This is a genomic window from Acidovorax sp. FG48 (assembly GCF_057809085.1).
The window spans coordinates 302,212-323,651 of sequence record NZ_JBMDJH010000004.1; the positions used below are offsets into that span (position 1 = coordinate 302,212).

Below are 21,440 nucleotides of genomic sequence, written 5' to 3' on the forward strand. Positions count from 1 at the left end.
TGCATTGTTTACCTAAAAAATGAGTGCGCATTCGCACTGTTTCTGTATCTATAGATTACAATCGTTTCAGTCAGCTAGGGAAACACGACATGAAAGACGTCATTTCAATCAACCGCGCATTCTTGCTGCACGCTCGCAGCGCCGCCAGTGACAATTCTGGAACACTTGTTACAGGTATGACCAGCGAAGAATTGAACTTCTTCAAAGATCTGTCCATCGAGCAGATCGAGCAGTTGGCCACATCAATGCCTACAACCGGATTTGTTCTCCGGTTCAAGGTTGAACACCTCAAGCGCATGGTCGAGACACCTCGCCAGTCGTTCAACCCACAGTACGCGCTGTCCCTTTTGTCTGGCAGCGCCTCTCGCTGACAGCGGCGGTGAAGCATGGCTGAGACCACCCTTGGGAACATTCAGAAGCAGTTGACTGCTGCCGAACTGATACGGGGCAAGATGCGCCTATCGATCGTTCAGTCGTTGACAGGTCTGACCATACGTCCATTGAGGACCATGTGGAAAGAGATTCACAACGAAGGTCCATCGAACGGAAAGCTTCCCGAATCCGTTCTGTCCTACATGGTCAACCAGGCCATGGCAGCGGGGATCAGCACTTTCACATCACTGCATCTTCGGCAGCACAGTCCGAATGCCCCGATTACGGCCGACGGTCTACTGGCGACCTGGAGCACATATCAACGATTGTGCGGGCCCATGGACATTAATGCGGGCTACTACGCTCTGCGTGATGTAAGAGCCGACTTTGTTTCTTTCCCTAGGTGTACGTGCTGCGACGCCCACTTCATTTACGACCCTGGCAGCACACTGACGAGTCGCTGTCCCTTTTGCGGTCACTCACCTGCCAAAGATGACAAGTAATGCGGACATGGTTCAAAGGGCTTTTCACGTCCAACCCGCGCTCTTCCCCAGCAGCGAGCACCCCTGCCGCATTGCGCGCTAAAGTCCTCGACGAAGACATACCCAGATACCCGCCCTTCATGAAAGGGCTACCTGTGCTCCCGCCTCAAAAATTGGTGGATGCACAGTTTGAGCTGCTCGATCAAATCCAAAGCAGTGTCATTGTCAAAAAGGAACTCTACGAGAAGCACTACCTCGGTGCAATCCGTAGATTCGCTGCATTCGCCCATTTGCTTCCTGCCTCCCAATCCCACCACCATCGCGGCGCTGGTGGCTTGCTTCGCCATTCCATGGAGTGTGGATTGATGGCGTTGCAAGGCAGCGACAAAATGCTGCTTGATCTAGGCAGGCCTCCCTCACATCGAAGAGAGCTGGAGCCCAGGTTACAACTTGCGGCCTTCCTCGGGGGGCTCTGCCACGATGCGGGCAAGCCAGCAACTGACGTGGTTGTGACAAGCCACGACCGAGAGCTGATCTGGCGACCCATCAAGGAAAATCTTTGGGATTGGTCGCAGTCCTCCGGCATCGATTCCTACTTTCTGGAATGGCGCCCTGGTCGAAACAAGCAGCACCAGGCCCTGTCGAACCTCCTGTCCGAGCGCATCATCACGAACGAAACCCTTGCGTGGATCGCCGAGGGCGGGACAGAGCTTGTCGTGTGGCTCATGGAAAGCCTCAACGAGAATCCAACGGCAACCAATCCGTTGTTTGAGCTGATCAAGCGGGCCGATCAGCAAAGCGTCAAACGCGACTTGGAGACCATGGGCACAGCTATGGCTGGCTACGAGGTTGGCGTGCCCGTGGAGCGCTCCATCACCGACAAGATGCGGACATTGGTGCGGCAAGGTATTTGGGGAGTCAACGAACCAGGTGCACGTGTCTGGAACATCGGCGGGCACATCTACCTTGTGTGGCCTGCAGCTGGTCAGGAGTTGGCCCAGAGCATTAGAGATGAAGGCATACCAGGCATTCCACGCACGTGCGACTCGATCCTGGACATGCTCGTGGAACGACAGCTCGCGTTCTTGCCAGAAGGACATGACACCCAGGATAGGCTCTGGCGCATTGCCCCGGATGCCATCACTGCCAAGATCCCAGGCAAGGAACTGACCTGTATTCGCCTGCGCAATGACTCGCTGGTGTCCACTATCCCCATTGCTCGTGTCCCAGGTATTGTGGTTGGTCTGGCTGGTTCCGAGGCTGAGTCCGGCGCCACGAGCGCAACGAGCACTGGTGCGTCGGTGACGACACCGAAACCGGCGCAGATCGACGAGCAGCCTTCCCAACAGTCCGCCGCTGAGGCGCCGGCAAAGTCGAAACCCGAGCGGTCCAAGCCGCAGCCTTCAGCTCAAATGGAGGAGGGCACCTCTGCTGCCACCACTGGTGGGCCTTCGTATGCGCATGACCCCGATACAGGAGAAATCACCGACCCTGGGGTTTTCGGCCAAGAGACAAGAGAAGAGGCGTCAAGTCCGCCCCCAGCACTGGCCCCAACCCAGGAGGCACAGCCCAAAGAGAAACCCAAGCGGACAGATCCTCCCACGGTCAAGTTCGATGGCGCGGCCGGTGAGGGCTTGAAGGCGCTCATTGACGACCTGAAGTCGGGTACTCGAAAGTGGGATGTGGACGTGCGTGTAGACGCTGAAGAGCATGTCCTCATCACCTGGCCTAGCGCATTCGCTGGGTATGGTTTGACCGGCAAGGTTCTCCTTGAGGAAATGTCGGTCAACGAATGGCTCTGGATTGATGAGGACAACCCGCTGCGAAAGCTCCAGGATCTGGAAGTCGCGAAGGGGGAAACCATCAAGGTGTTGCGCCTTGCCTACGAGGCGAGCTATGCATTCTTGTATGAGGCCAAACCTAATCAGGCCAAGGTTGCATCTCGCGCGCTCGAAGACGAGAGCACTCGGCCTCCGCAACGGGGAAGCAATGCTCAAGAAAATGGGGTGGGGTCGCCTGCACAAGAACCCGTAACTTCACCATCCGTAGCTGCGCGGCCCAAGGACACTTCACCTCCGGCCGCGTCAAACGCCAAGAGCGCTGATGCCGTTCAAAAGCGCGAGGGTGATGTGCCGGTGACTGCGGAAGCTGAGAGAAAAGGTGATCTCAACGGGGGCGCGAAGGGCGGGGCTCGACTGGACAGGGCCAAAAAAGAGAAGCCCAATCGGTCCATGCCTTCCCGGGTACCAGTCGCCCCGCCAGGCGAAGATGCGCCGCCCCCTTCAGCACCCGCAACGGAACAGTCGGAACCTGAAAAGCAGTTGGCGCAGCAGCTGTCAAAGCGTCTTGAAGAAGGAACACCGCCTGTCCGCAAAAAACCGGCCAAGAAAGAGGGTGTGACCATTGACGAGGTGCTGGCGGCGCTGGAGGGCGCCGGAGTCGAATCGACCCTCAAGCCCGGGTGGAAAGAGTTCCTGCTTCAGGATGGGCGAGCCCGTCTCAAAGAGGGGGGTGTTGATGTTGAGCGCTCTGCCTTGTTCAACCTGTGCAAAGAAAACGCAGACCGCTTGGAGATGGCCAAGGGGCTGATCTTGTACAAACCCAAGGGCTGAGCCCACATCGCCCATACCCTGTACGCCCTTGGCGGGCGAGGGGCCTAGGGTCATGGCCCAGGCCACTCCCATTGATAAATCGTCCGCCATGGCAAAGCGGCTTGCTTCAGAGTCCTGCTTCTTCCCAAAACCGAGTTTCCAGACCCTCCTGCAGGGCCCCGGACATCACAAGCTTGCGTTTGGCGCGAGTCATTCCCACATACATGAGCCTGCGCTCCTCTTCCTCGGTCGAATCTGCGTGGGGGAGATTGCCTTCCTCGCAGCCCATGATCCAGATGCTTTCAAACTCCAAGCCTTTGGATGCGTGCAGCGTCATGATCTGAACTGCTCCCGTCGATGCTTCCTTGGTCTTGCTGTCACGAGTGAGGTATGACAGCCTCTGAGCCAGCGATCCGTTGAGACGGCAAATGGAATCGGAGAGGCTCTTGAGCAGGCTGGCCTGTGAAGGCTTGCAGTATCGGGTGAGGTATCCCGAAACGCCATGGACCACCAACGATGTTCGACCCTTGCGTGCTTGTTCAGACCACGAAAGAAACCCTTCACGGAGGCCGGTGAGGGCTCTGCGCAGAGTGTCATCTCGCGCTTCAGACAAGGCAACGTCCAGGCGGTCTAAGCAACGCCCCGAGCTGGCCCGCGAGTGTTCATTGATCCACGAGGCGTCCATGCCGCAAAAGGACAGTGCATTGGCCACACCCGTCCAGGACTCATCGGTGATGCTTCGAAGCAGTCCCGCAAAGACACCTCCAATGGCCTGGTCCCAGACGCTTTTCCCACCTGAACGCTCGTACGGAATGCCGGATGTGGAGAGGGATATTTCGACGAGATCAAGCAGGGAGTTCGTGCGGCCCAGCACTGCCCATTGCCCCTGTATCTCGGCGTTCATCGTCTTCACAAGCAAGTCCATTTCGTCGTCACGCGTGGGCAGTCGATGAACCACTTCCTCTCCGGGCACCTCCTTGAACGCCTGTATGTTCTTGGCTGCTCGATTCGAGTTCTTCGCAATTAGCTTGGCGGCACTGGCCAGAATGTTGGGGGCGCAACGGTAGTTCACAGGCAGGGTCAGCTCCATGGACCCGAGCGCTAGGCTTGCCTCCTGTAAGCCTTCGTATCCCAGTGCGTGTCGGAACGAATACAGGCTCTGGTCGTCATCACCGACAAGGGTGATCTCCACCCCCGCGCGTCCGTGCAGCAGGATCCATTGCATCTGCACTTCATCCATGTCCTGAGCTTCGTCCACCAGCATCCATCTGATGGGCAGAGGTGCGAAAGTGCCGGCCTTCATGCCTTCCACGCACCGCAAGATGAGGTCTGCAAACTCCATGGCGTTTTCAGACTGCAGTACCGCTTCATAGCTGTCATAGATACGCTGCATCGCGAGGTCTTGGAAGGCGATAGGAGCGATGTGAGCCTTGGCTTGATCGATAGCTTTCTGGACCTCCTCAAACTTCAGTCCCGTATCGTTTTCTCTCCAGCATCTTTTGAGGACCTGGTTGCGTTCACCTTCATTGAGCAGCTTCGGAAGCCTGCCAGTTGTGTTGCGGCGGATCTGATCCTTCGCCAGGGAGTGGAAAGTTCCTGCAGCAATGCGTCTGGTGTTCTCTTTGCCGCAGGTGTCGATGATCCGATCGAGCAACTCCCCAGCCGCATCCTTGGTGAACGTGACGGCGCAGAGGCGCCCGAGTTCGTTGTTGTCGATCAGATAGCCAGCTCTTGTCGATAGGACCCGTGTCTTCCCAGATCCCGGGCAGGCCAGAATGGTGACATGCCCTGGTGCCTTTACAGCGCGGTCTTGGAATGGGTTGAGTTCAAGAGCCATAGTTCACGGGCTGAGATTCGGGTCGAAGTGCACGCTTGAAAGGATCCTATGAATCGTCTCAGCGTCCTTGCGCCAGTTCGGGTCGATGTACGAAATCTCTCGCTCGGTGATTGCTGCAAGTTGCTCGGCCAACTGGATGGCATTAGCTTGTCCAACCAGGGCCTTGGCCACAAGACGCTTCGCAAAGTCAGCCATGACAATTGCTGAACAGCGGCGGAAATAGTGACACTCCGCCCTTGAGGATTGGAGAGCGCTTTCGCGGTAGCGCACAACCCGGCATACGAAACTCTCGATGATGAATGGCGATTCCATAGAGGCCTCAAACAAAACGGCCCGGAATAGTCACTTGACCGATTCCGGGCCGGTAGGGGGAGTTAGATACCGTTACGCAGCGACAGCCTCATCGGCAGATGCAGGTGCCGTTACTGCTGGCGCTTGATCGGCAGGGGCGATCGCGTCGGCTCCAGCGTTCTTGTCGGCCCGTGCCTTGCGGGGCTTCGCCTGCGCGGCCGTCGTGTCCGGGTTGGCGTCGCTTTGGTGTGCTCCCGCATGGTCTGGGTCAAGGGGGGTATCAACGCGGGGGTCTGGAACATGCATTTCGCCCTTGCGCTGCGTCGAAGCCATCGCGCGTGTTGCCAGGTTTCGGAAGACACCACCCAAGCGCAGAATTTTCCGCTGGGAGTCGTAGATGATTTTGTTGCGCTCGGAGTCACGGATGACCTGGGCAATCCACAGTGCGTCAACAAGACCAACGAGCTTGTCAAAGTCCTTGATCAGTTTGACCAGCAAGCTGGCGCGAGGCGATGTCACCTGGGCCTCGCATTCGACTGGACGAGAGTAGGTGATGCCTTCAGCTGCGATGCCGTTCGCATCGGCCAGCGCCTGCAGGCGTTCCATTTCACTGGTGAGGTCCTTCGCGGCCTGGTCCATTTCAGTGCTGACGAGAGAATCCACTTCGACGGCTTGGGCTTCAGTCGTCAGTGCACGAACCAGCACGCCCAAGGTGAACAGCGATTCGGCAGCGGCCTGGAAACCACGATCAAACGTCTTCTGCGCGTTGAACGACTTCAACTGAAACTTCATCGTGATGAAGGGCATCGATGACGACTGTGACCGCTGACGACGCTGGGCGTTGGGGGCGCCAGCTTGCTTGGTGCGCGGCGGTTTCGCAGGCGCACCTGGGGTCGCTTCAGGGGCAGCGCCCGCGCTCGACGTTTCTTCGGTAGGAGCTTCTTTAGCCATGATTTCCTCGTAAAAAAAGGGTGGACAACGGTGAAACCATGGTATGGGGGAGGTACCAAAAAAATGCCCTTGAAAAGAAGCCCAAATTGCAGCGTTTCACTCACTCCTTGGGCGGCTTAAAAGATTCATCAAGTCGGAGCGAATTTTGTTGACATGCGCTGAAAAAGGGCGTTAGGATTGCACCCACAAGAGCAGTGTGCGTAACGCCACTCTCTTCTAGTGAGGTAGCTGGCCTCCATAAACTTAATCAGCATTTGACTAGCTGCTTGCCTTGCCAAGCACACCACTAACGACGCAACATTCCGTTATTGGTTTCTCATGCGCATGCATGAATGATTGGAGCGAAGCTCCCATCCCGTCACTGCGGGAAATAGCAGTTGGGTTGGGCGCGTTTAAGACCTGGACTTTCATCCGTTGGATGGAAGATGGGCTTCTCGCTGCAATCCTGCCTTTAAGGCATTTCTACTTGGAAGATTGACCCCAGAAGGGCTCTCTTCCCCGCCCTGCGCGATGCAGGCCGGTTTCAAAGACACAAGCAAAACTCTTCATGCCGTAGGCGTGTTGCGCTCGCTTGTGCCAAAACATCGAAAGACCTCTTCAAAGGTTTTTCGGTGCAGTCCTCCACCATTTGGTGGAGATTCAAAATCCTCGGGGATGCCATCTCCGAGGGGAGCATGGTGTTTCCGAGGAATTTCCGTTCCTAGGAGTATCACCATGTCCGCTCTCGTATTTGCCGCCTGTGTCGCTACCGGTTACCCATTGGGTATTAAGGTGTGCCAGGTGCTCGGTCTCCGCTAATCATTTAGCGTAGTCCAATTTAGTCTGCGGTTAACCCCGCAGGCTAGAGCGCTCTAGTAATAGAGCCCTCTAGCCTGCGGGGTGCCACGGACATTCAAAAATGTCATGTGCGGCACCCAGCAGGTTTTCAACAACCTAGCGAGGGGCTCATCATGGAAATTCTTATCGTTACTCTGTGCGTGGCCATCGGTCTCGGCATCGGTGACCGCCTCTTCCATCGGAGGGGGTGACCACATGCTTGCCGAAATCACAACACGCGCAGAAAACACAGTCACACGCCTCTACAAGGGCATTCCTATCCGCCTCGCTGGGGACGTGCATTCGAGACTCAAATCGAGTCCACCGGATGCGCTCGCCTCGGAAGAGACAAGGGCCCTTGTCCGTCAATCCCTGCGTAAAGCAGGTATGGTCCAAAAACGGGCGTAAAGACGGCCCGCAGATTCGTCTGCGGGCTGGCTTCCTCAAATGCATTTACTGAGTGCCTTTGAGAAAGCTTTTTGTTGTTTGGGTATCCAGGCAGCTCAAAAAGGGCGGTAGCTGGCCCCCAAAAATCAACCAGCAGTTTCTATTTTTCACAAACCTCCGGGGTGCTTCACCCGGAGGGTGCGGCATCTCGAATTTTCATCAAATTGGAGATACCGCATGACGTTAATTGCAAATGGGCTGGAAGTTTTTGATATGCCCGCTGCGTCATATCATGCTTCCCCGGCTGTGGGCCATTCGGCTCTCGTGAAGATGATGCGCTCACCAGCGCACTTTAAGCACTACTTGGAAAGCGAGCACACACCGACACCAGCTATGGAGTTCGGCACCGCGCTGCACCTGGCTGTGCTGGAGCCCCACCTGTTCTCAGAGTCCTACACAGTTGCACCAAAGTTCGACCGTCGTACCAACGACGGTAAAGCTGCAGCTGCTGCCTGGGAGGCTGAGCACTTGGGCAAGAAGGCACTTACAGAAGAGCAAATGGAATTGCTGCAAAGCATGCGTCGAGCAATCGACGGCCATGTTCGTGCGTCTACTTTCGTCCGCGAGGGCAGAAAGGAAATGAGCTTCTTCTGGAAAGATGCCGAAACGGGTGTGGACTGCAAATTCCGCCCCGATGTGCTTTTGCTCGATGGAGGTGAGCTGGTCAATTTGTCGCAAGCGCTTGAAATGGGCGCCAGCAATCACATTGCCGGTCAACTCGATCTGAAATCAACTTTGGATGCAAGCAAGGATGCTTTCAGACGCCAGATGGCAAAGCTGGGTTACGACGTGCAAGCGGCGTACTACAGCGATCCACTGAGTGAGTACCTTCAGCGGGATATTCCGTTCCGCTTCCTTGCGGTGGAGACTGCTGCACCGCATGGTGTTGCGCTCTATCGCGCGGGTGATCGCACGATGCGAGTAGGGCGTTCTAAGTACCGTGCTGCTCTGCAGCTTCTGCAGTGGTGCAAAGAAAACGACCAATGGCCGAGTTACCAGCCATTCAGTGAAGAGGAAGAAATCGACGTTCCGAGCTATGAACGCGAAATTCATTTCGACGATGACGACGCCTACTGAGGCATCCAGGCGTTGAGATACTCTTCAGCATTCCATTCAACCTCCGGGACACGCTCATCCCGGAGGGGATGACGTTTCCCAATTTCATTTTGGAGAAACCAATGTCATTCCAAGCATTGAACTCAGTTCGGCGTGCTGCTGGCAACAGCAGCAACGAGCTGATGCTCTTTCCCGACCTCTTGGAAAAGAGCCGGATGGAAATCCAGCGTGCATTACCAAAGCATCTGGACTCTGACCGCATGATGTGGCTCGCGTTGTCGGCGTTTCGCCTCAACCCGAAGCTTGAAGAATGTGATCCGATGTCCGTGATGGCCGCAGTAGTGCAGGCCAGCCAGATGGGCCTAGAAATAGGTCTCAACGGTGAAGCCTACCTTGTGCCATTCAAGCGCGAGTGTCAGTTGATCACTGGCTACCAGGGATTGATGAAGCTGGCTCGGCAATCCGGTTTTGTGGATGACATCTACGCGATGGAAGTCTACGAGCGGGATGCTTTTGAAATCGACTACGGTGCTGGGCGCAAGCTCGTGCATAAGCCGTTCGGCCAATCGAATGGCTTTCCTGTGTCGATCTCGGAGCGTGGCAACCTCGTGGGCTTCTACGCGGTTGCAATGCTCACCAGCGGAGAGTCAGCGTTTATCCACCTGGCCAAGAAAGACTGCGAGGAAATCCGTGATTCGAGTGCAGGCTATCGCTTTGCCAAGAAGAACGGGCAACTCCATCCATGGATGGATAAGTTCACTGAGATGGGAAAGAAATCGGTGATTCGCCAGCTCACAAAGCAATTGCCGAAGTCAGCCCATCTGTCCCTTGCACTCAACCTGGATGCTTTGTCGCATGAGGGCTTGAAGCAGCGGATAACGCTGCAACAGGCCGCTGATGGCACCTACGAGCCGACACCTGCGCATTTCAAAGCGCAGCCCGAGAACGAAGGGAACGCGAACCCCGTTCAGCCACCGCAGGGTGGACATTCCACGGGCCCGGTTCAGCCACCAAGCCAGCCGTCGAGAAGCTATGGAGCACGTCCCCCCGTTCAGGGAGGGTATGCACCAAACGCTAAGGCACCCGCACCTGCAACAGCGCCAGCACAGCCCCCCCGGCCAGCTGCGCAAACGCCACCGCCTACACAGCGGCAAGCCAGTGCTCCGCGACAAGGGGCTGTGGTGACACCGGTAGCTCAACGCGCAAACCCTCCTGTGAGACAGCCAATGCCGTCTCAAAGCGCTCCTGTATCGAAACCTCAGACACCCAGCGAAGAGGCTTCGTTGAAGGCTGCGGCTCCATTCCTGGAGAGGATGCGCAGAGCGCCGAACATGGACCGCGTGAACGATATCTATATCGAGGCAGAGGATCGGCTCCAAGGAGCAGGTTTGGAAGCCATCTCGCGTGAGTACATGGTCTTGAAGAACGACCACGAGAAAAATGGAACTCGCCCTATGTTTGGGTGATATCCATCTCAAAACCTCCTGCGTATGCAGGGGGTTTTTCAAGGCTCAATCCCTCATGGGTGGGCCTCGAAAAACTCAAAGTTTCATTCGACTTGGCTATGCCATTCGGATCAAAGAAGGTAGCTGGCCACGCCTATTCCAGGCAATACAGCACATCACATCAACCCAGCGAGGTGTTTTCCCCGCTGGAGGGAAAGCACATCGAAGTTCCATATAGGGAGTTCAACATGTTTTTCCTCAAGACAATCTTTGGCAAATCCAAGGAAGAAATGGCCGATTTCCTGGCGAACCACCGTCGCTACAGCACGATGGGTACGCGATCGGCAGCTGAAAGCTACTCGAACTGCTGCAAGATCCATTCACTTGGTCTGCGTGGCGCTCAGTTGGCAAAGGCGCAGGAAGTCGTCCAGCTCGAAAATCTTCAGGACCTGATCAATCGCCCCATCCGTCGCTTCACCGAGGAGACCTACGGTGCTTACACGGTTGGGTTCAACGGCCGCATGGGCGGTCATATGGTTCTGTATTCGGGTGAGTATTACGACCCCGGCTACAAGAGCTATTGCACCGGTTGTGGACAACGGAACTATCAAGCTGTGCCGGCAGGTGAGTCGGCTCCCTGCGGTGTGTGCACTACGCCCCGCACAAACTACAAGGTTCCGCCTCGATTTCATCGGGTTCACTCGAACGGAATTGATCACGGCATGTCGCGTGACGATTTTCTCGACCTGAGCCAATCACAGCTGAAAACGAAGTTCGACCTGGTTCGCCGCTTCGATGAAGTCTGTGATCAGGTGCGAGATGAGTTCATCACATTGTTGGACGACTTCATTGTTGTAGAAGAGCAGGTGATGGTGCCCACCATGGTCAAGCGACTCGCGCGCATTTGATATGGCCCGCCTCATCAGTTGCGCCTACACGGCGTCTTACAAAGGATGCTTCATCCATCAACTTACTGACGGAAAGTTCACTTGGCAGTCGAAGGACTACCGGGTGCACCCCGCCAGGTCTTGGCGCTCGGCGCAGATTGCGATAACTCGCTCACTGCGAAGTGCGTCTTCCCGCGCTGAATAGCGCACCCCATGGGGCTCCACTACCAGCCCTTGGGGCAGTGGGTCTCCAGGATCACAACCAAAACTGGAGCATTTATGAACAGGCATATGCTGATTGGGAACATCGGCACCGACCTCGTGTTGCGTCGCTTCCCGAGTGGTGATGCGGTGGTCAATTTCCGTATGGCTACTTCCGAGAGATGGCTTGAAGCATCAAGCGGCGAATGGAAGGAGTACACCGAGTGGCACAACGTCGTTGCTAAGGGGCGCATGGCTGAAATGATCTGCGAATGGGGTCGAAAAGGATCCCATTTGATGATCGAAGGTCGTTCGCGTACCCGCAAATGGGCGGATGACAAGGGCACGACTCATCACATCGTCGAAGTTCATGTTGATTGGTGGAAACCAAGCATGTTCCCCCAGTCCGCAGGACGAGGCCACGGTCATCAAGACGGTTCTGCTGAAGGTCAGAACGGATACGAGAACGAGCAATCTGCTCCTCGCGACTACATGTCCGGGCCGTTTCAGGCAACCTAATGTAGCTCTCTTCTGAGCGAACTCTTCCCAGCCGGGAACTCTCCGGCAGGGGAGTCACTGGCTGGGTTTTTCGCAGCCCATGAGTGGGCACACCAAAGTGCCTCACGGGTGCTTTGTTGTGCCCTCTCTGGGCCACTACAGGAGAACCTATGACAGCTTACAGAAGACTCACTGACGCTGAGTGGCGTGAGCACTGGCAGGAATACTGGTCAGAGGCGCGCAACTATGCAGCTGGTAACTGGGACTCGGTTCTGAGGGCGTTAGCGCCCCAGGTGAGCCCAGCCCTTGATGCACTCGGAAAACGTCACGTAGCTTGCCCTGTTCACGGAGGCAAGAACGGCGATGGGTTTCGGATGTTCAAGGATTTCCATCAAACCGGAGGGGGCGTCTGCAACACATGCGGACGGTTTCATGACGGATTTGAGATTTTGAAATGGGCGAATGGATGGTCAGCTCGTGAAGCCGTTGAGGAGGTGATGAGCCACTTCAAAGGCGGAGACGGGAAGCTCCGGCCGCGTCCCATAGCCGTAGTCCCACAGCCAACGGGGAACACGCGGGAGGAGAACGAAAAGCTAGCGCTTTCGCTCAATAGAGCTTGGTTGGATTCGCTACCCGTCACGTCACGGGAGGCAGAACCATTGCGGCGATATCTGCGAAATCGTGGTCTATCGATCCAGATCCCAGAGACGCTGAGGTTTCACCCGGCGCTTGCCTACTTCGACCCTGAAACCAACCGCATCATCGGCCGCTACCCGGCCATGCTTGCAATGGTGACAAGTCCGGAGGGGGAGCCGGTGACGATCCATCGCACCTACCTGACGAACGATGGCTGCAAGGCCAACGTCGCGTCTCCAAAGAAGCTGATGGCCTACCCCGATGTCCGAACGGTCACTGGGGGAGCTATCAGGATGTGTCAACACGGTCGTGTACTTGCTGTAGCTGAAGGGATCGAGACTGCATGGGCAGTGGTTCAAGCGACAGGGATTCCAACCTGGCCAACGGTAAATGCTGTGATGTTGGGACTCTTCGTGCCGCCACCGTCTGTGGAGCAATTGATTGTCTTCACCGACAAAGACCGACCGTCTCAGTACGCGCCAAAAGGTCCTGGCCAGGAGGCGGCGATCAAGCTTGTCAGACGTGCTTGGGAGATGGGCGTTCGCGCAACAGCTATCACCCCGAAAGGGGAGATTCCTGCTGACGCCAAATCCCTCGACTGGCTCGACGTGCTTCGGCGCGACGGACCTGAGGGGTTTCCTACCTTGGAGGCCGTTCGTCGGTCGATGCTTAAAGTCGCTTGAAGGGGGCACGCACCATGTATGGACGTGTGAACTTCAGGCTGATCGATACGGACCCTGGGGCGCGAACAGCGTTCGCACCCCCGGCCGGTTTTGATGGCGACTACAAGGCGTTTCTCAAGGACCGCTCTGAAAACGACACTGGCGCGCGACAACACATTGCGTGTGTCGCCAGCCTGATGCGAAGGAAGGACGGCGTAGTGCCCGAATTCACTGGAAAGTATGCCCGGCATGCCCAGTGGATGATGGAACGCTACAAGCCTGTCTGAAATGAAACCCTGCCCCTTTGGGGGCGGGCTTTCCAGATTGCACCACCAGGTGCAATGCGGAAAGCCTGAATTCATTCTGTGTGGCTAGTCCCACGGATTGTTGCTCCGAGCTGAGGAGGGTAATCAATCAGCATATTCCGTTGCCCAGGTCACTGGTCAACATCACCCAGCGCATCTATCGATGTGCATTCAACCCCAACCGGGACCCTCCCGGTTGGGCGGCTCCTTGGTTGGTTTCAGAAGACACGCCCCATGGCAGGGTCTGCCAGAACCTCTCTCATCGCAATGGGAGGGGGGTTGTGGCAGGCCCTGCATGGGGTTTTTGCAACCGAAAAGGAGTCCAAAATGGAAATGACTGCAATCTCCCAGATGGGAATCGCACTGCAACCCCTGTCGCGTGACCTGCTCCTGCAGAAATACGCGCACGGCGGTGAAACAACGCCCGAGGAGGTGTTGGACCGCGTGGCCAATGGCCTCGCTCAAAATGAACATGTCCCTCAAGAGTGGCAACCGCGTTTTCGCGACGCTCTGAACTACGTCATCCTCGGCGGGCGCATCAACTCCTCTGCCGGTTTGGATGATCTCGGCACCACCTGGATCAACTGCTTCGTGCAGCCGATCGCCGACTCTGTTTATGAACGGGTCGATGGAATGCCATCGATTATGGAAGCCGCAAGCGAAGCCGCTCAGACCATGCGTCTGGGTGGTGGAGTTGGCTACGACTTCAGTGTTATCCGGCCGAAAGGTTCCTGGATCAAAAGCACGCGAAGCCATGCCAGCGGCCCCATCAGCTACATGGGGATCTTCAACTCCATGTGTGAGACCGTCATTTCGGCGGGCGCGCGTCGTGGGGCTCAAATGGCCGTGCTGCGTTGTGACCACCCAGATATCGAGGATTTCATCGTCGCCAAGCGCGTCGCCGATCCGTCGATTCCTTGGGACAAGCGCCCGCTGCGCTGCTTCAACATGTCAGTTGGTATCACCGACGAACTCATGAAGGCCGTGGTGGATGACGGTGACTTCAACTTGGTTCACAAGGCCGAACCGTCGCCTACGCAGAAAGCTGCTGGGGCTGTGCGTGGCAAGGATGGTCTGTGGATCTACAAGACTCTGCGTGCCAAGGACTTGTTCGACTCGATCATGAAGTCGAACTATGACCGAGGTGAGCCAGGCGTCATCTTCCTTGATCGGGTAAATGCAGACAACAATCTGCGGTACACCGAGAAAATCGCAGCATCGAACCCATGCGGTGAGCAAATGCTTCCCGCCTATGGTTGCTGCGATGTGGGTCACGTTGCATTGCCCCGGTTCGTGAACTGCGCTGTCTGGGAGGGGGTCCCTTCCTTTGACTTCGAGCGGTTGCGCGCCGTTGTCCCGATGCTTGTCCGAATGCTCGACAACGTGCTTGATCTCACCAACTGGCCTCTTGAGGCACAGAAGGCTGAGGCCCAGAGCAAGCGTCGTATCGGACTGGGTTACACCGGGCTGGGCGATCTGCTGATCATGATGGGCTTGAAGTACGACTCGCAAGAGGGCCGGGACTTCGCTAAGAAAATTGCGGAGACCATTGCCTACGCAGCCTACGATGCATCCGTCGAGTTGGCGGTTGAACGTGGGGCCTTCCCCCTGTTCGATGCTGAAGGGTATCTGGAAGGGGTGACTGAAACGAGCGATGGAACGTTTGCGAGTCGCCTCCCCGAGGAGCTGAAGCAGGCCATTCGAAAGCATGGCATCCGCAACAGTCACCTGTTGAGCTTGGCGCCTGTTGGCACCGGTTCTCTGACCTTCGGAAACAACTGCAGCTCGGGCGCTGAGCCAGTTTTTAGCTTCAAGCAAAAACGTGAAGTCATCCAATTGGATGGAACGCGCAAGCTGGAAGATGGGCTGGTGAATGCTGCATATCTGCAGTACCAGAAAATGGGAGGCGATACAGAAAATCTCCCTGACTACTTCGAAACGGCTCAATCCCTATCGGTCTCCGGCCATATGGAGATGCTCAAGGTGCTTGCACCAATGATCGACTCTGCGATTTCGAAGACGGTCAACGTCCCCTCGGACTGTCCTTTCGAGGATTTCAAGGGGGTGTACCTGGACGCATGGTGTGCGGGGCTCAAAGGCCTGACCACCTTCCGCGAGGGAGGCGAGTTGGGTGCGGTTCTGATCGCAGATGATGGGGCATCGGGCAGCACATCCCCTGAGGGAATTGCTCACGATGGCCAGTTTGCGAACCAGGTTGACCCGGATCGTCGGGTGCGCTTGCATCAGTTGCCGGAAACGGTGATGAACAGCATGCGTTGGCTTGATCGGCCGCACATGCCGGATGGGAACCCATCGTTCACCTACATGGTTGAGAATCCCCTTGGGGACTTCGCTGTGATGGTGGGCGAACACGTCAACGGGACGACCCATCCGTTCGAAGTCTGGATCAATGGCGCTGAAGCTCCTCGCGGGCTGGGTGCAGTGGCCAAGACACTGAGCGCTGACATGCGCACCTTCGACAAAGGCTGGCTCAAATTGAAGCTGGAATCCCTGAACAAGTGTGATGGGCAACCAGTGGAAATCGCCATGCCACCAACTGGTGAGATTCACACCGTGCCCAGCGTGGTGTCGGCTTTCTCACAGATCGTTCAGTACCACGCTGAGAAAATCGGCTGGCTGCAGTCCGAGGGTGACAGTTCCCTGGTCGATGCCATGATGTTCCGCAAGGAACCGAAGGCAGAAGCTGAGGGCACGTTGTCCTGGACAGTGGACGTGAAAAACGCAGGAACTCGCGACGATTTCGTCATGTTCGTCAAGGAACTGGAAATGCCGGATGGCTCCCGACGCCCCTACAGTGTCTGGATCGCTGGAACGTATCCCAAGGTCTACGACGGGCTGTGCAAGCTCCTGTCGATTGATATGCGGGTGGCCGATCCAGCCTGGATCGGGATGAAGCTGCGCAAATTGCTGAACTACCGTGAGCCCCAGGGCGACTTTTGGGCCCCGGTACCAGGCGAGAAGCGTCAAGCTTGCTACCCATCAACTGTCGCGTACATGGCGCAACTGTTGATCCACCGCTTCCACAGTTTTGGTATCCTCGACGCAAAGGGTCACCCCGTTGCCAAGAGCGGTCTTCCCCAGGGCGATTCAAAGCCTGAAGATGAAGGTACACCGCTCCAAGCAACGATGCAAAACGGCGCCCAGTGCCCCGATTGCAAACGGTACTCCGTCGTGAAATACGGCGGTTGCGAACAGTGCACTGCTGATGGCTGTGGCTATATGGGCTCGTGTGGCTAACCCCTCATGACCCTGAGAACCTCGCGATTTATCGCGGGGTTTTTCAAAGCGCTTTTGACGAGGGAGAGCGCTTTGAAAAACAAGGTTTCATTCTCCGTCCGTATAGGCAGAGAGTTCGAAAACGGTAGCTGACCGTGCCTCCTGGGCGAACCAGCATTCAAACGACAGGTGCATGCCTGTCACATCAACCCTGGCGGGATGCCCATTCCCGCATGGGCATTGGTGTCTCCGCTGATCACGCAATCAATCGGAGTTCACTATGTCTTTTGAGAAAGCCCTTTTTTGTTTCGCCCTGGTGGGCTCTGCTGGTTTTTGCCTTGTGCTGGCTGCAGGCCTCATCTTCTGGTCGAAGCTCAAAATTCAATCTTTGGTGCGCTCCGAGTCCTCGGAGTCCAAAGGGAAGGATGAAACCCTCGACCGCGCCCTCAAGCTGATTGAGGACCAAACCATGTCCATTGAAGCCCTGAAAGACACGACAGCCTCGTTGCTGCAGCGTGTGGAAGCGGCGGAAGCGGCCTTTGCTAACAAGCAACCTGTGGATGCGCCTGAGCAATCGGCCGTGCCTGCTGCGAGCCCTGCTAAGCCGACACGTCGGCGCAGTAGCAAGGCCGCATCAGTGGTGCCAGCTGATGCCGGCATTCAAGGGGTCGGTCTCCCATCCCTTGACGACATGTCGATGGTAGGTGGTATGCCCATGGGCATGCCGGTTGACCCTTCAATGGGTTCGCCTGTGTATCACGGTGGTCCTTCCGAACTGACACTCGGTCACGAGAAGTTCGAAGTCATCGCGTAATTTGTTCCACCCAAGCGGGGATTCCAGTCCCTGCATGGGGATTGGTGTCCTTGCTCTTTTTGCATAGGAAGTCACCATGGAATCGAAGTTAGCTTTTCAGCGCCCCGACTGGCTCAAGATGATCGAATCGATCCTCACAGAACCTGGCCGACTCGGCGACTATTACCACGCGTTTCACAACTACAGCCTGGGCAACCAGGCACTTGCTGTGGAGCAGCTGCGCATGCGCAACATTGAGGTTAGCCCCATCGCTAGCTTCAGAGCGTGGAAAGAGAAAGGACGCTGTGTGAAGAAGGGAGAAAAGGCCATTGGCCTTTGGATGCCTTTCACGCCGCGCAATCCAAAGGACGGCGACAAGGTTTCGGCTCCCAAGGCTGAAATCAAGTCTCGCCCTGCGCCGGACGAGAATGCGAAAGCCAGTTCAGCCCGCATGGCATTCATGATGAAGAACAACTGGTTTGCTCTTGCGCAAACTGAAGTTGATCCGAACGCGGAGAACCCTCCTGTTGAGATCGTCAAGGTCGAGATGGATTGGGACGCAAATGCGGCAATGGCAAAGCTGGGCATCACCGAGGTTCCGTTTGCGATGGTTGGCGGCAATACCCAGGGATGGGCCTTGCCTCCAGCTAAGCAGATCGCGATGAACCCTTTGGCGCAACTGCCACACAAGACTCGTTTTCATGAAATGGCTCACTGCCTTCTGCATGGAAACGAGACCGTGGAGATGGTTGATGGAAGCGAACTGGGCAAGACCCTGAAGGAGGCTGAAGCTGAAAGTGTGGCATTCCTCTGCTGCTCGGCGCTGAACCTCCCGGGGCTCGCTGAAGCCCGGGGATATGTCCAGTCTTGGCTGGGGCACAGCACTACGGATCGAGAGGCCTACAAGAAGAGCGCAGCGCGTATCTTCTCGACAGCCGACAAGATCCTGAAAGCAGGTCTCAACGTGAATGCGGGGGTGGCCCATGGCTGAAACCCGCACCCGGCTCAAAGTCGCGTATGTTGGTCGCGACATGGCCTCTGTACCCACTGTCCGTGTGGACCTGGAGTTCAACAAAGACGGGGTGAAGCTGTATGGCTGCACCCAGCGCACATTCCACCGCAACGACATCGATGAGGCCCAGGCCAAAGCGAATCAGTTGCTAAAGGATGGGCTCGTTCAAGAAGTTCGCGAAATGTAAGTCGTTGGCGCATCCCAGATGCGCTTTCCCCCCCCGCCAGGGATCATCCCCTGGAAGGGGGTGCTCCTGGGCTTTTATCTAGGAGTTCTTTCATGCGTTCTATCGAAATCGTCCGTACAGCCGGTGGCCTGAAGTATCTGAACCCAGCTCCGGTGGCATCCCGCCGCTACAGCTGGATCGGCAAAAGCAGCCTCATCGGCCGCATTGGTGCCCTCTTTAAGGTGTGACCATGGGTGGCGTCGAAATCGTCTCCGCAGAGACATTCCGCGCATTCGAGTTGGCGCATTCAAGCTTCGGCTTGTGCTCGCGTCAGCCGGACATGCCCGCAAAGGTGCGTGCCATCACCTACGGTGGCAAGCACTACACCGTTCTGGCCCGCCATTGGTGGAATCAGGTTCGCTGTACGGTAGAAGCTTACGAGCTGATACCTCTCAGCGAATACAACGGGAAATCGACCATCGACGCCTTCGATCCACAAGTCATCCGCGCAGAGTTCCTGCTTACGGATTTCACTGGGTTGATGGTGGAGGTTGATGATGCACGAATGGTTTGCGCACGCCGTCAAACCTTCGAGTGTGGCCTTCCCTCCGGTCGCCCCATGTGCTTTCGAGCAGCGATGCTGTACTCCGAAGCTCAGGAAGATCTGAGTTGGCGCAAGAAGTACCAAGCAAAACCACCTCAGGTGTTCTCCCTCAATGGGCATCCGGTATTCAAGTACATGGACGCCCGCACAGGACATTGCGATGTGGTGTTGCTTTGGCGAAATAGCGGTCTAGTCGAAGAGATTCGACTTGATCGTTCAACCCCTTTGGAGGGTGTTCCAGCACATGTACTCCATGAACTGGTAGCCATCCCCGCCTGAACTCCCAGACCCGCTGAATGCGGGTCTGGTTGACCAGGTGCATTGCCACGTAAGTTGGCTTTGCCCAGTGCACACGAGTGCGCTGCGCAAAGCGAATTCCCTGGTGTTGCTGCGCAACCCCATCGATGTCTCTGAGCTGCAGAGCTAAAACAACCAGCATTCCGGTCGCCACTGCGCTGCCATCAACCACAACCCTTGCGGCCCTCGTTCACCGCTGGGTGAGGATGGCTGACATCTTTGGAGATCAACTCTATGAAGAGAATACCCATTGCCGTTTCGACGGCTTCCAACATCCAGCTCGACTGGGCCATGGCCATGATCTTGGGCCGCGCTGAGCGAGAACCAGTGCACGCAAAGGACACTGACCTGGAAGGGAAGGCGCTTCCCATCACCCTCTATGAGACGGCGAGTATCTATTCCCCGAACACTCCCTATGAGGCGCGTGTATCGCCCATCCGTGTGACTCGGTTTGGTGTGCAGAATGGCGCCAAGCTGCCAACGATCAACTTCCTTGCTGAAGACGGCTCGGAAGGCCGGGGTGTGGTGGGCATGTTCTACTTGACCAAGCAGGAGGCCGAACTGGAGGCTAAAGCTACTCTGAAGGGCTACGCCTTGGACTTCCACCCAACGACCAGCTGGGGCGATTGTGGCCAGCTTCTACACGACTACCGGGTCACATTTGAAGACTGCGAAGGTCATCATTTCAAAGCACGCACCTCACTCATGGGGCGGCGTGCAGGCGAAGGGCAGGGGGCAACTCACCAGGTGGCTGCAGTACGCAGCATCCTTGCCATGGAGAGCGGCGACACCATCATGGTGCCTGAAGACCTTGCTACCCTCGTCGCAAATTGGCGTCGCTAGTTCAGGCCAAGCGTTCTGCATGTGAGGGTTCCGATCTGGTGCCCGCAAATCAGTCTTTTTAGACTTGAAACCAGCCACCCCCATGGGGTTGGCTGGCCCAAGCCCGAAAGGGCTCGTCCTAGGCTCTATTGGGGCCTTGCGCGAGCGTTTTCATGCTGCAGGCTGCGCCTACAGCTCGAAACTCCCAGCTGGGGAAGTAAAACAATCAGCACATTCGATCGGCATGCCGATCAACATCAACCCTGCGGGTCATCCCGTAGGGCTGGCTCGCATCTCATTGGAGCCAACATGAAAACAAACTCTCAGCCAGAAGTCGTGAAAATGACACTTGCGGAGTACGAGGCGCAGCCTCAAAGCTACCGGGGTGTTTGGACAACCGAACGCACCGATTTGCCGAACTGGGCAGCTGAACGACATCTCTATGTCGGAAAGCGTACCTTGCTCTGGAATTCTGGGGCTCATGGTACCGCTCTGTTGATTGAAGGCCTCGGCCTGGAGATCACAGAGTGAATGGGCATCAACGGCTCATTCGCGAACAGATCCTGCACATGCTCTTCGGGACGGTAATTTTCATCGTTCTGGGCGGCCTGGCAGTGGGTCTCGACCTCGCTTCCCAGTGGGTTAAAACCCTCGGCGTCACGGCATTCACCTACAATTCCATCAGCTACGTTGCCCACGGCCTCATGGCCTTGGACATCGCCTTGTTTTTGGGGTATCTGCTCAAATCGTCCTGGGATCTTCTGAAGGAGATTTTCAAATGACCGACCTCAACATCGGCCGCATTTTTCTCAACAGCGTTCGCGTCTACTTCGCGCCTCTGACTGGTGCCTTCAAGGGCATTCGGGAAGAAATGCGCCGAACGGACCCATGGCGGCATCGCCGTGCAGTACGCAGCCAGGCACGGCGCCACAGCCATTCGACTCGCGGATAACATCCACCAAGTCGCTGAACCCGGTCTCTCGCAAGAGGACCGGGTTTTTTCATTGTGGCTTCGGCCAATACCCATCGGGG

22 protein-coding genes are annotated in these 21,440 nt (G+C 56.5%); 19 read left to right on the forward strand and 3 right to left on the reverse strand.

The window, feature by feature from the left end; genetic code table 11:
- Positions 1 to 89: 89 nt before the first annotated feature.
- From ACODSU_RS08385 to mobH, 3 genes are all read left to right on the forward strand, one after another.
- Entirely contained in the window at positions 90 to 371 is a 282-nt protein-coding gene (locus ACODSU_RS08385) for a hypothetical protein (RefSeq protein WP_488841580.1), read from the forward strand.
- Between the two features lie 15 nt (positions 372 to 386).
- On the forward strand, positions 387 to 875 hold the full coding sequence (locus ACODSU_RS08390) for a FlhC family transcriptional regulator (RefSeq protein ID WP_488841582.1): 489 nt from the start codon (positions 387 to 389) through the stop codon (positions 873 to 875).
- Between the two features lie 119 nt (positions 876 to 994).
- Positions 995 to 3,466 (forward strand): MobH family relaxase, encoded by a 2,472-nt coding sequence (mobH, locus tag ACODSU_RS08395; protein ID WP_488841584.1) that lies wholly within the window; start codon positions 995 to 997, stop codon positions 3,464 to 3,466.
- A gap of 106 nt (positions 3,467 to 3,572) precedes the next feature.
- Here the strand turns inward: mobH and ACODSU_RS08400 are convergent, their stop codons facing one another.
- From ACODSU_RS08400 to ACODSU_RS08410, 3 genes are all read right to left on the reverse strand, one after another.
- Complete coding sequence (locus ACODSU_RS08400) at positions 3,573 to 5,282, reverse strand: ATP-dependent helicase (RefSeq protein ID WP_488841586.1); 1,710 nt, start codon at positions 5,280 to 5,282, stop codon at positions 3,573 to 3,575.
- 3 nt (positions 5,283 to 5,285) lie between these two features.
- Complete coding sequence (locus ACODSU_RS08405) at positions 5,286 to 5,594, reverse strand: hypothetical protein (RefSeq protein ID WP_488841588.1); 309 nt, start codon at positions 5,592 to 5,594, stop codon at positions 5,286 to 5,288.
- Positions 5,595 to 5,666: 72 nt separating this feature from the next.
- Positions 5,667 to 6,524, reverse strand: a complete 858-nt coding sequence (locus ACODSU_RS08410; protein ID WP_488841590.1) for a hypothetical protein — start codon at positions 6,522 to 6,524, stop codon at positions 5,667 to 5,669.
- 1,440 nt (positions 6,525 to 7,964) lie between these two features.
- Between ACODSU_RS08410 and ACODSU_RS08415 the strand changes: the two genes are divergently transcribed.
- From ACODSU_RS08415 to ACODSU_RS08490, 16 genes are all read left to right on the forward strand, one after another.
- A complete protein-coding gene (locus ACODSU_RS08415; RefSeq protein ID WP_488841592.1) occupies positions 7,965 to 8,864 on the forward strand; it encodes a PD-(D/E)XK nuclease-like domain-containing protein in 900 nt (299 codons plus the stop codon).
- A 101-nt stretch (positions 8,865 to 8,965) separates the two neighbouring features.
- Positions 8,966 to 10,309, forward strand: coding sequence for a recombinase RecT (locus ACODSU_RS08420; protein ID WP_488841594.1), 1,344 nt, complete (start codon positions 8,966 to 8,968; stop codon positions 10,307 to 10,309).
- Positions 10,310 to 10,536: 227 nt separating this feature from the next.
- Positions 10,537 to 11,196: a hypothetical protein gene (locus ACODSU_RS08425; RefSeq protein ID WP_488841596.1), complete on the forward strand. Its 660-nt coding sequence runs from the start codon at positions 10,537 to 10,539 to the stop codon at positions 11,194 to 11,196.
- 192 nt (positions 11,197 to 11,388) lie between these two features.
- Entirely contained in the window at positions 11,389 to 11,895 is a 507-nt protein-coding gene (locus ACODSU_RS08430; RefSeq protein WP_488841597.1) for a single-stranded DNA-binding protein, read from the forward strand.
- 149 nt (positions 11,896 to 12,044) lie between these two features.
- Positions 12,045 to 13,193 (forward strand): DUF7146 domain-containing protein, encoded by a 1,149-nt coding sequence (locus ACODSU_RS08435; RefSeq protein ID WP_488841599.1) that lies wholly within the window; start codon positions 12,045 to 12,047, stop codon positions 13,191 to 13,193.
- Between the two features lie 14 nt (positions 13,194 to 13,207).
- Complete coding sequence (locus ACODSU_RS08440) at positions 13,208 to 13,459, forward strand: hypothetical protein (protein WP_488841601.1); 252 nt, start codon at positions 13,208 to 13,210, stop codon at positions 13,457 to 13,459.
- 345 nt (positions 13,460 to 13,804) lie between these two features.
- Positions 13,805 to 16,735 (forward strand): adenosylcobalamin-dependent ribonucleoside-diphosphate reductase, encoded by a 2,931-nt coding sequence (locus tag ACODSU_RS08445; protein WP_488841603.1) that lies wholly within the window; start codon positions 13,805 to 13,807, stop codon positions 16,733 to 16,735.
- A gap of 259 nt (positions 16,736 to 16,994) precedes the next feature.
- Entirely contained in the window at positions 16,995 to 17,528 is a 534-nt protein-coding gene (locus tag ACODSU_RS08450; protein WP_488841605.1) for a hypothetical protein, read from the forward strand.
- A gap of 76 nt (positions 17,529 to 17,604) precedes the next feature.
- Entirely contained in the window at positions 17,605 to 18,498 is an 894-nt protein-coding gene (locus ACODSU_RS08455; RefSeq protein ID WP_488841607.1) for an ArdC-like ssDNA-binding domain-containing protein, read from the forward strand.
- The gene (locus tag ACODSU_RS08460; RefSeq protein ID WP_488841609.1) at positions 18,491 to 18,706 is read left to right on the forward strand and encodes a hypothetical protein; all 216 of its coding nucleotides are present in this window, start codon (positions 18,491 to 18,493) and stop codon (positions 18,704 to 18,706) included. Before ACODSU_RS08455 ends, ACODSU_RS08460 begins: the two co-directional genes overlap by 8 nt.
- Before the next feature lie 92 nt (positions 18,707 to 18,798).
- The gene (locus ACODSU_RS08465) at positions 18,799 to 18,933 is read left to right on the forward strand and encodes a hypothetical protein (RefSeq protein WP_436078833.1); all 135 of its coding nucleotides are present in this window, start codon (positions 18,799 to 18,801) and stop codon (positions 18,931 to 18,933) included.
- A 2-nt stretch (positions 18,934 to 18,935) separates the two neighbouring features.
- Positions 18,936 to 19,568 (forward strand): hypothetical protein, encoded by a 633-nt coding sequence (locus tag ACODSU_RS08470; protein WP_488841611.1) that lies wholly within the window; start codon positions 18,936 to 18,938, stop codon positions 19,566 to 19,568.
- Between the two features lie 252 nt (positions 19,569 to 19,820).
- Complete coding sequence (locus tag ACODSU_RS08475) at positions 19,821 to 20,429, forward strand: hypothetical protein (RefSeq protein ID WP_488841613.1); 609 nt, start codon at positions 19,821 to 19,823, stop codon at positions 20,427 to 20,429.
- 288 nt (positions 20,430 to 20,717) lie between these two features.
- The gene (locus ACODSU_RS08480) at positions 20,718 to 20,939 is read left to right on the forward strand and encodes a hypothetical protein (protein ID WP_488841615.1); all 222 of its coding nucleotides are present in this window, start codon (positions 20,718 to 20,720) and stop codon (positions 20,937 to 20,939) included.
- Positions 20,936 to 21,190: a hypothetical protein gene (locus ACODSU_RS08485; protein ID WP_436078837.1), complete on the forward strand. Its 255-nt coding sequence runs from the start codon at positions 20,936 to 20,938 to the stop codon at positions 21,188 to 21,190. The genes ACODSU_RS08480 and ACODSU_RS08485 overlap by 4 nt, the downstream gene beginning before the upstream one ends.
- Complete coding sequence (locus ACODSU_RS08490; RefSeq protein ID WP_488841617.1) at positions 21,187 to 21,360, forward strand: hypothetical protein; 174 nt, start codon at positions 21,187 to 21,189, stop codon at positions 21,358 to 21,360. The genes ACODSU_RS08485 and ACODSU_RS08490 overlap by 4 nt, the downstream gene beginning before the upstream one ends.
- The last annotated feature ends 80 nt before the right edge of the window (positions 21,361 to 21,440 follow it).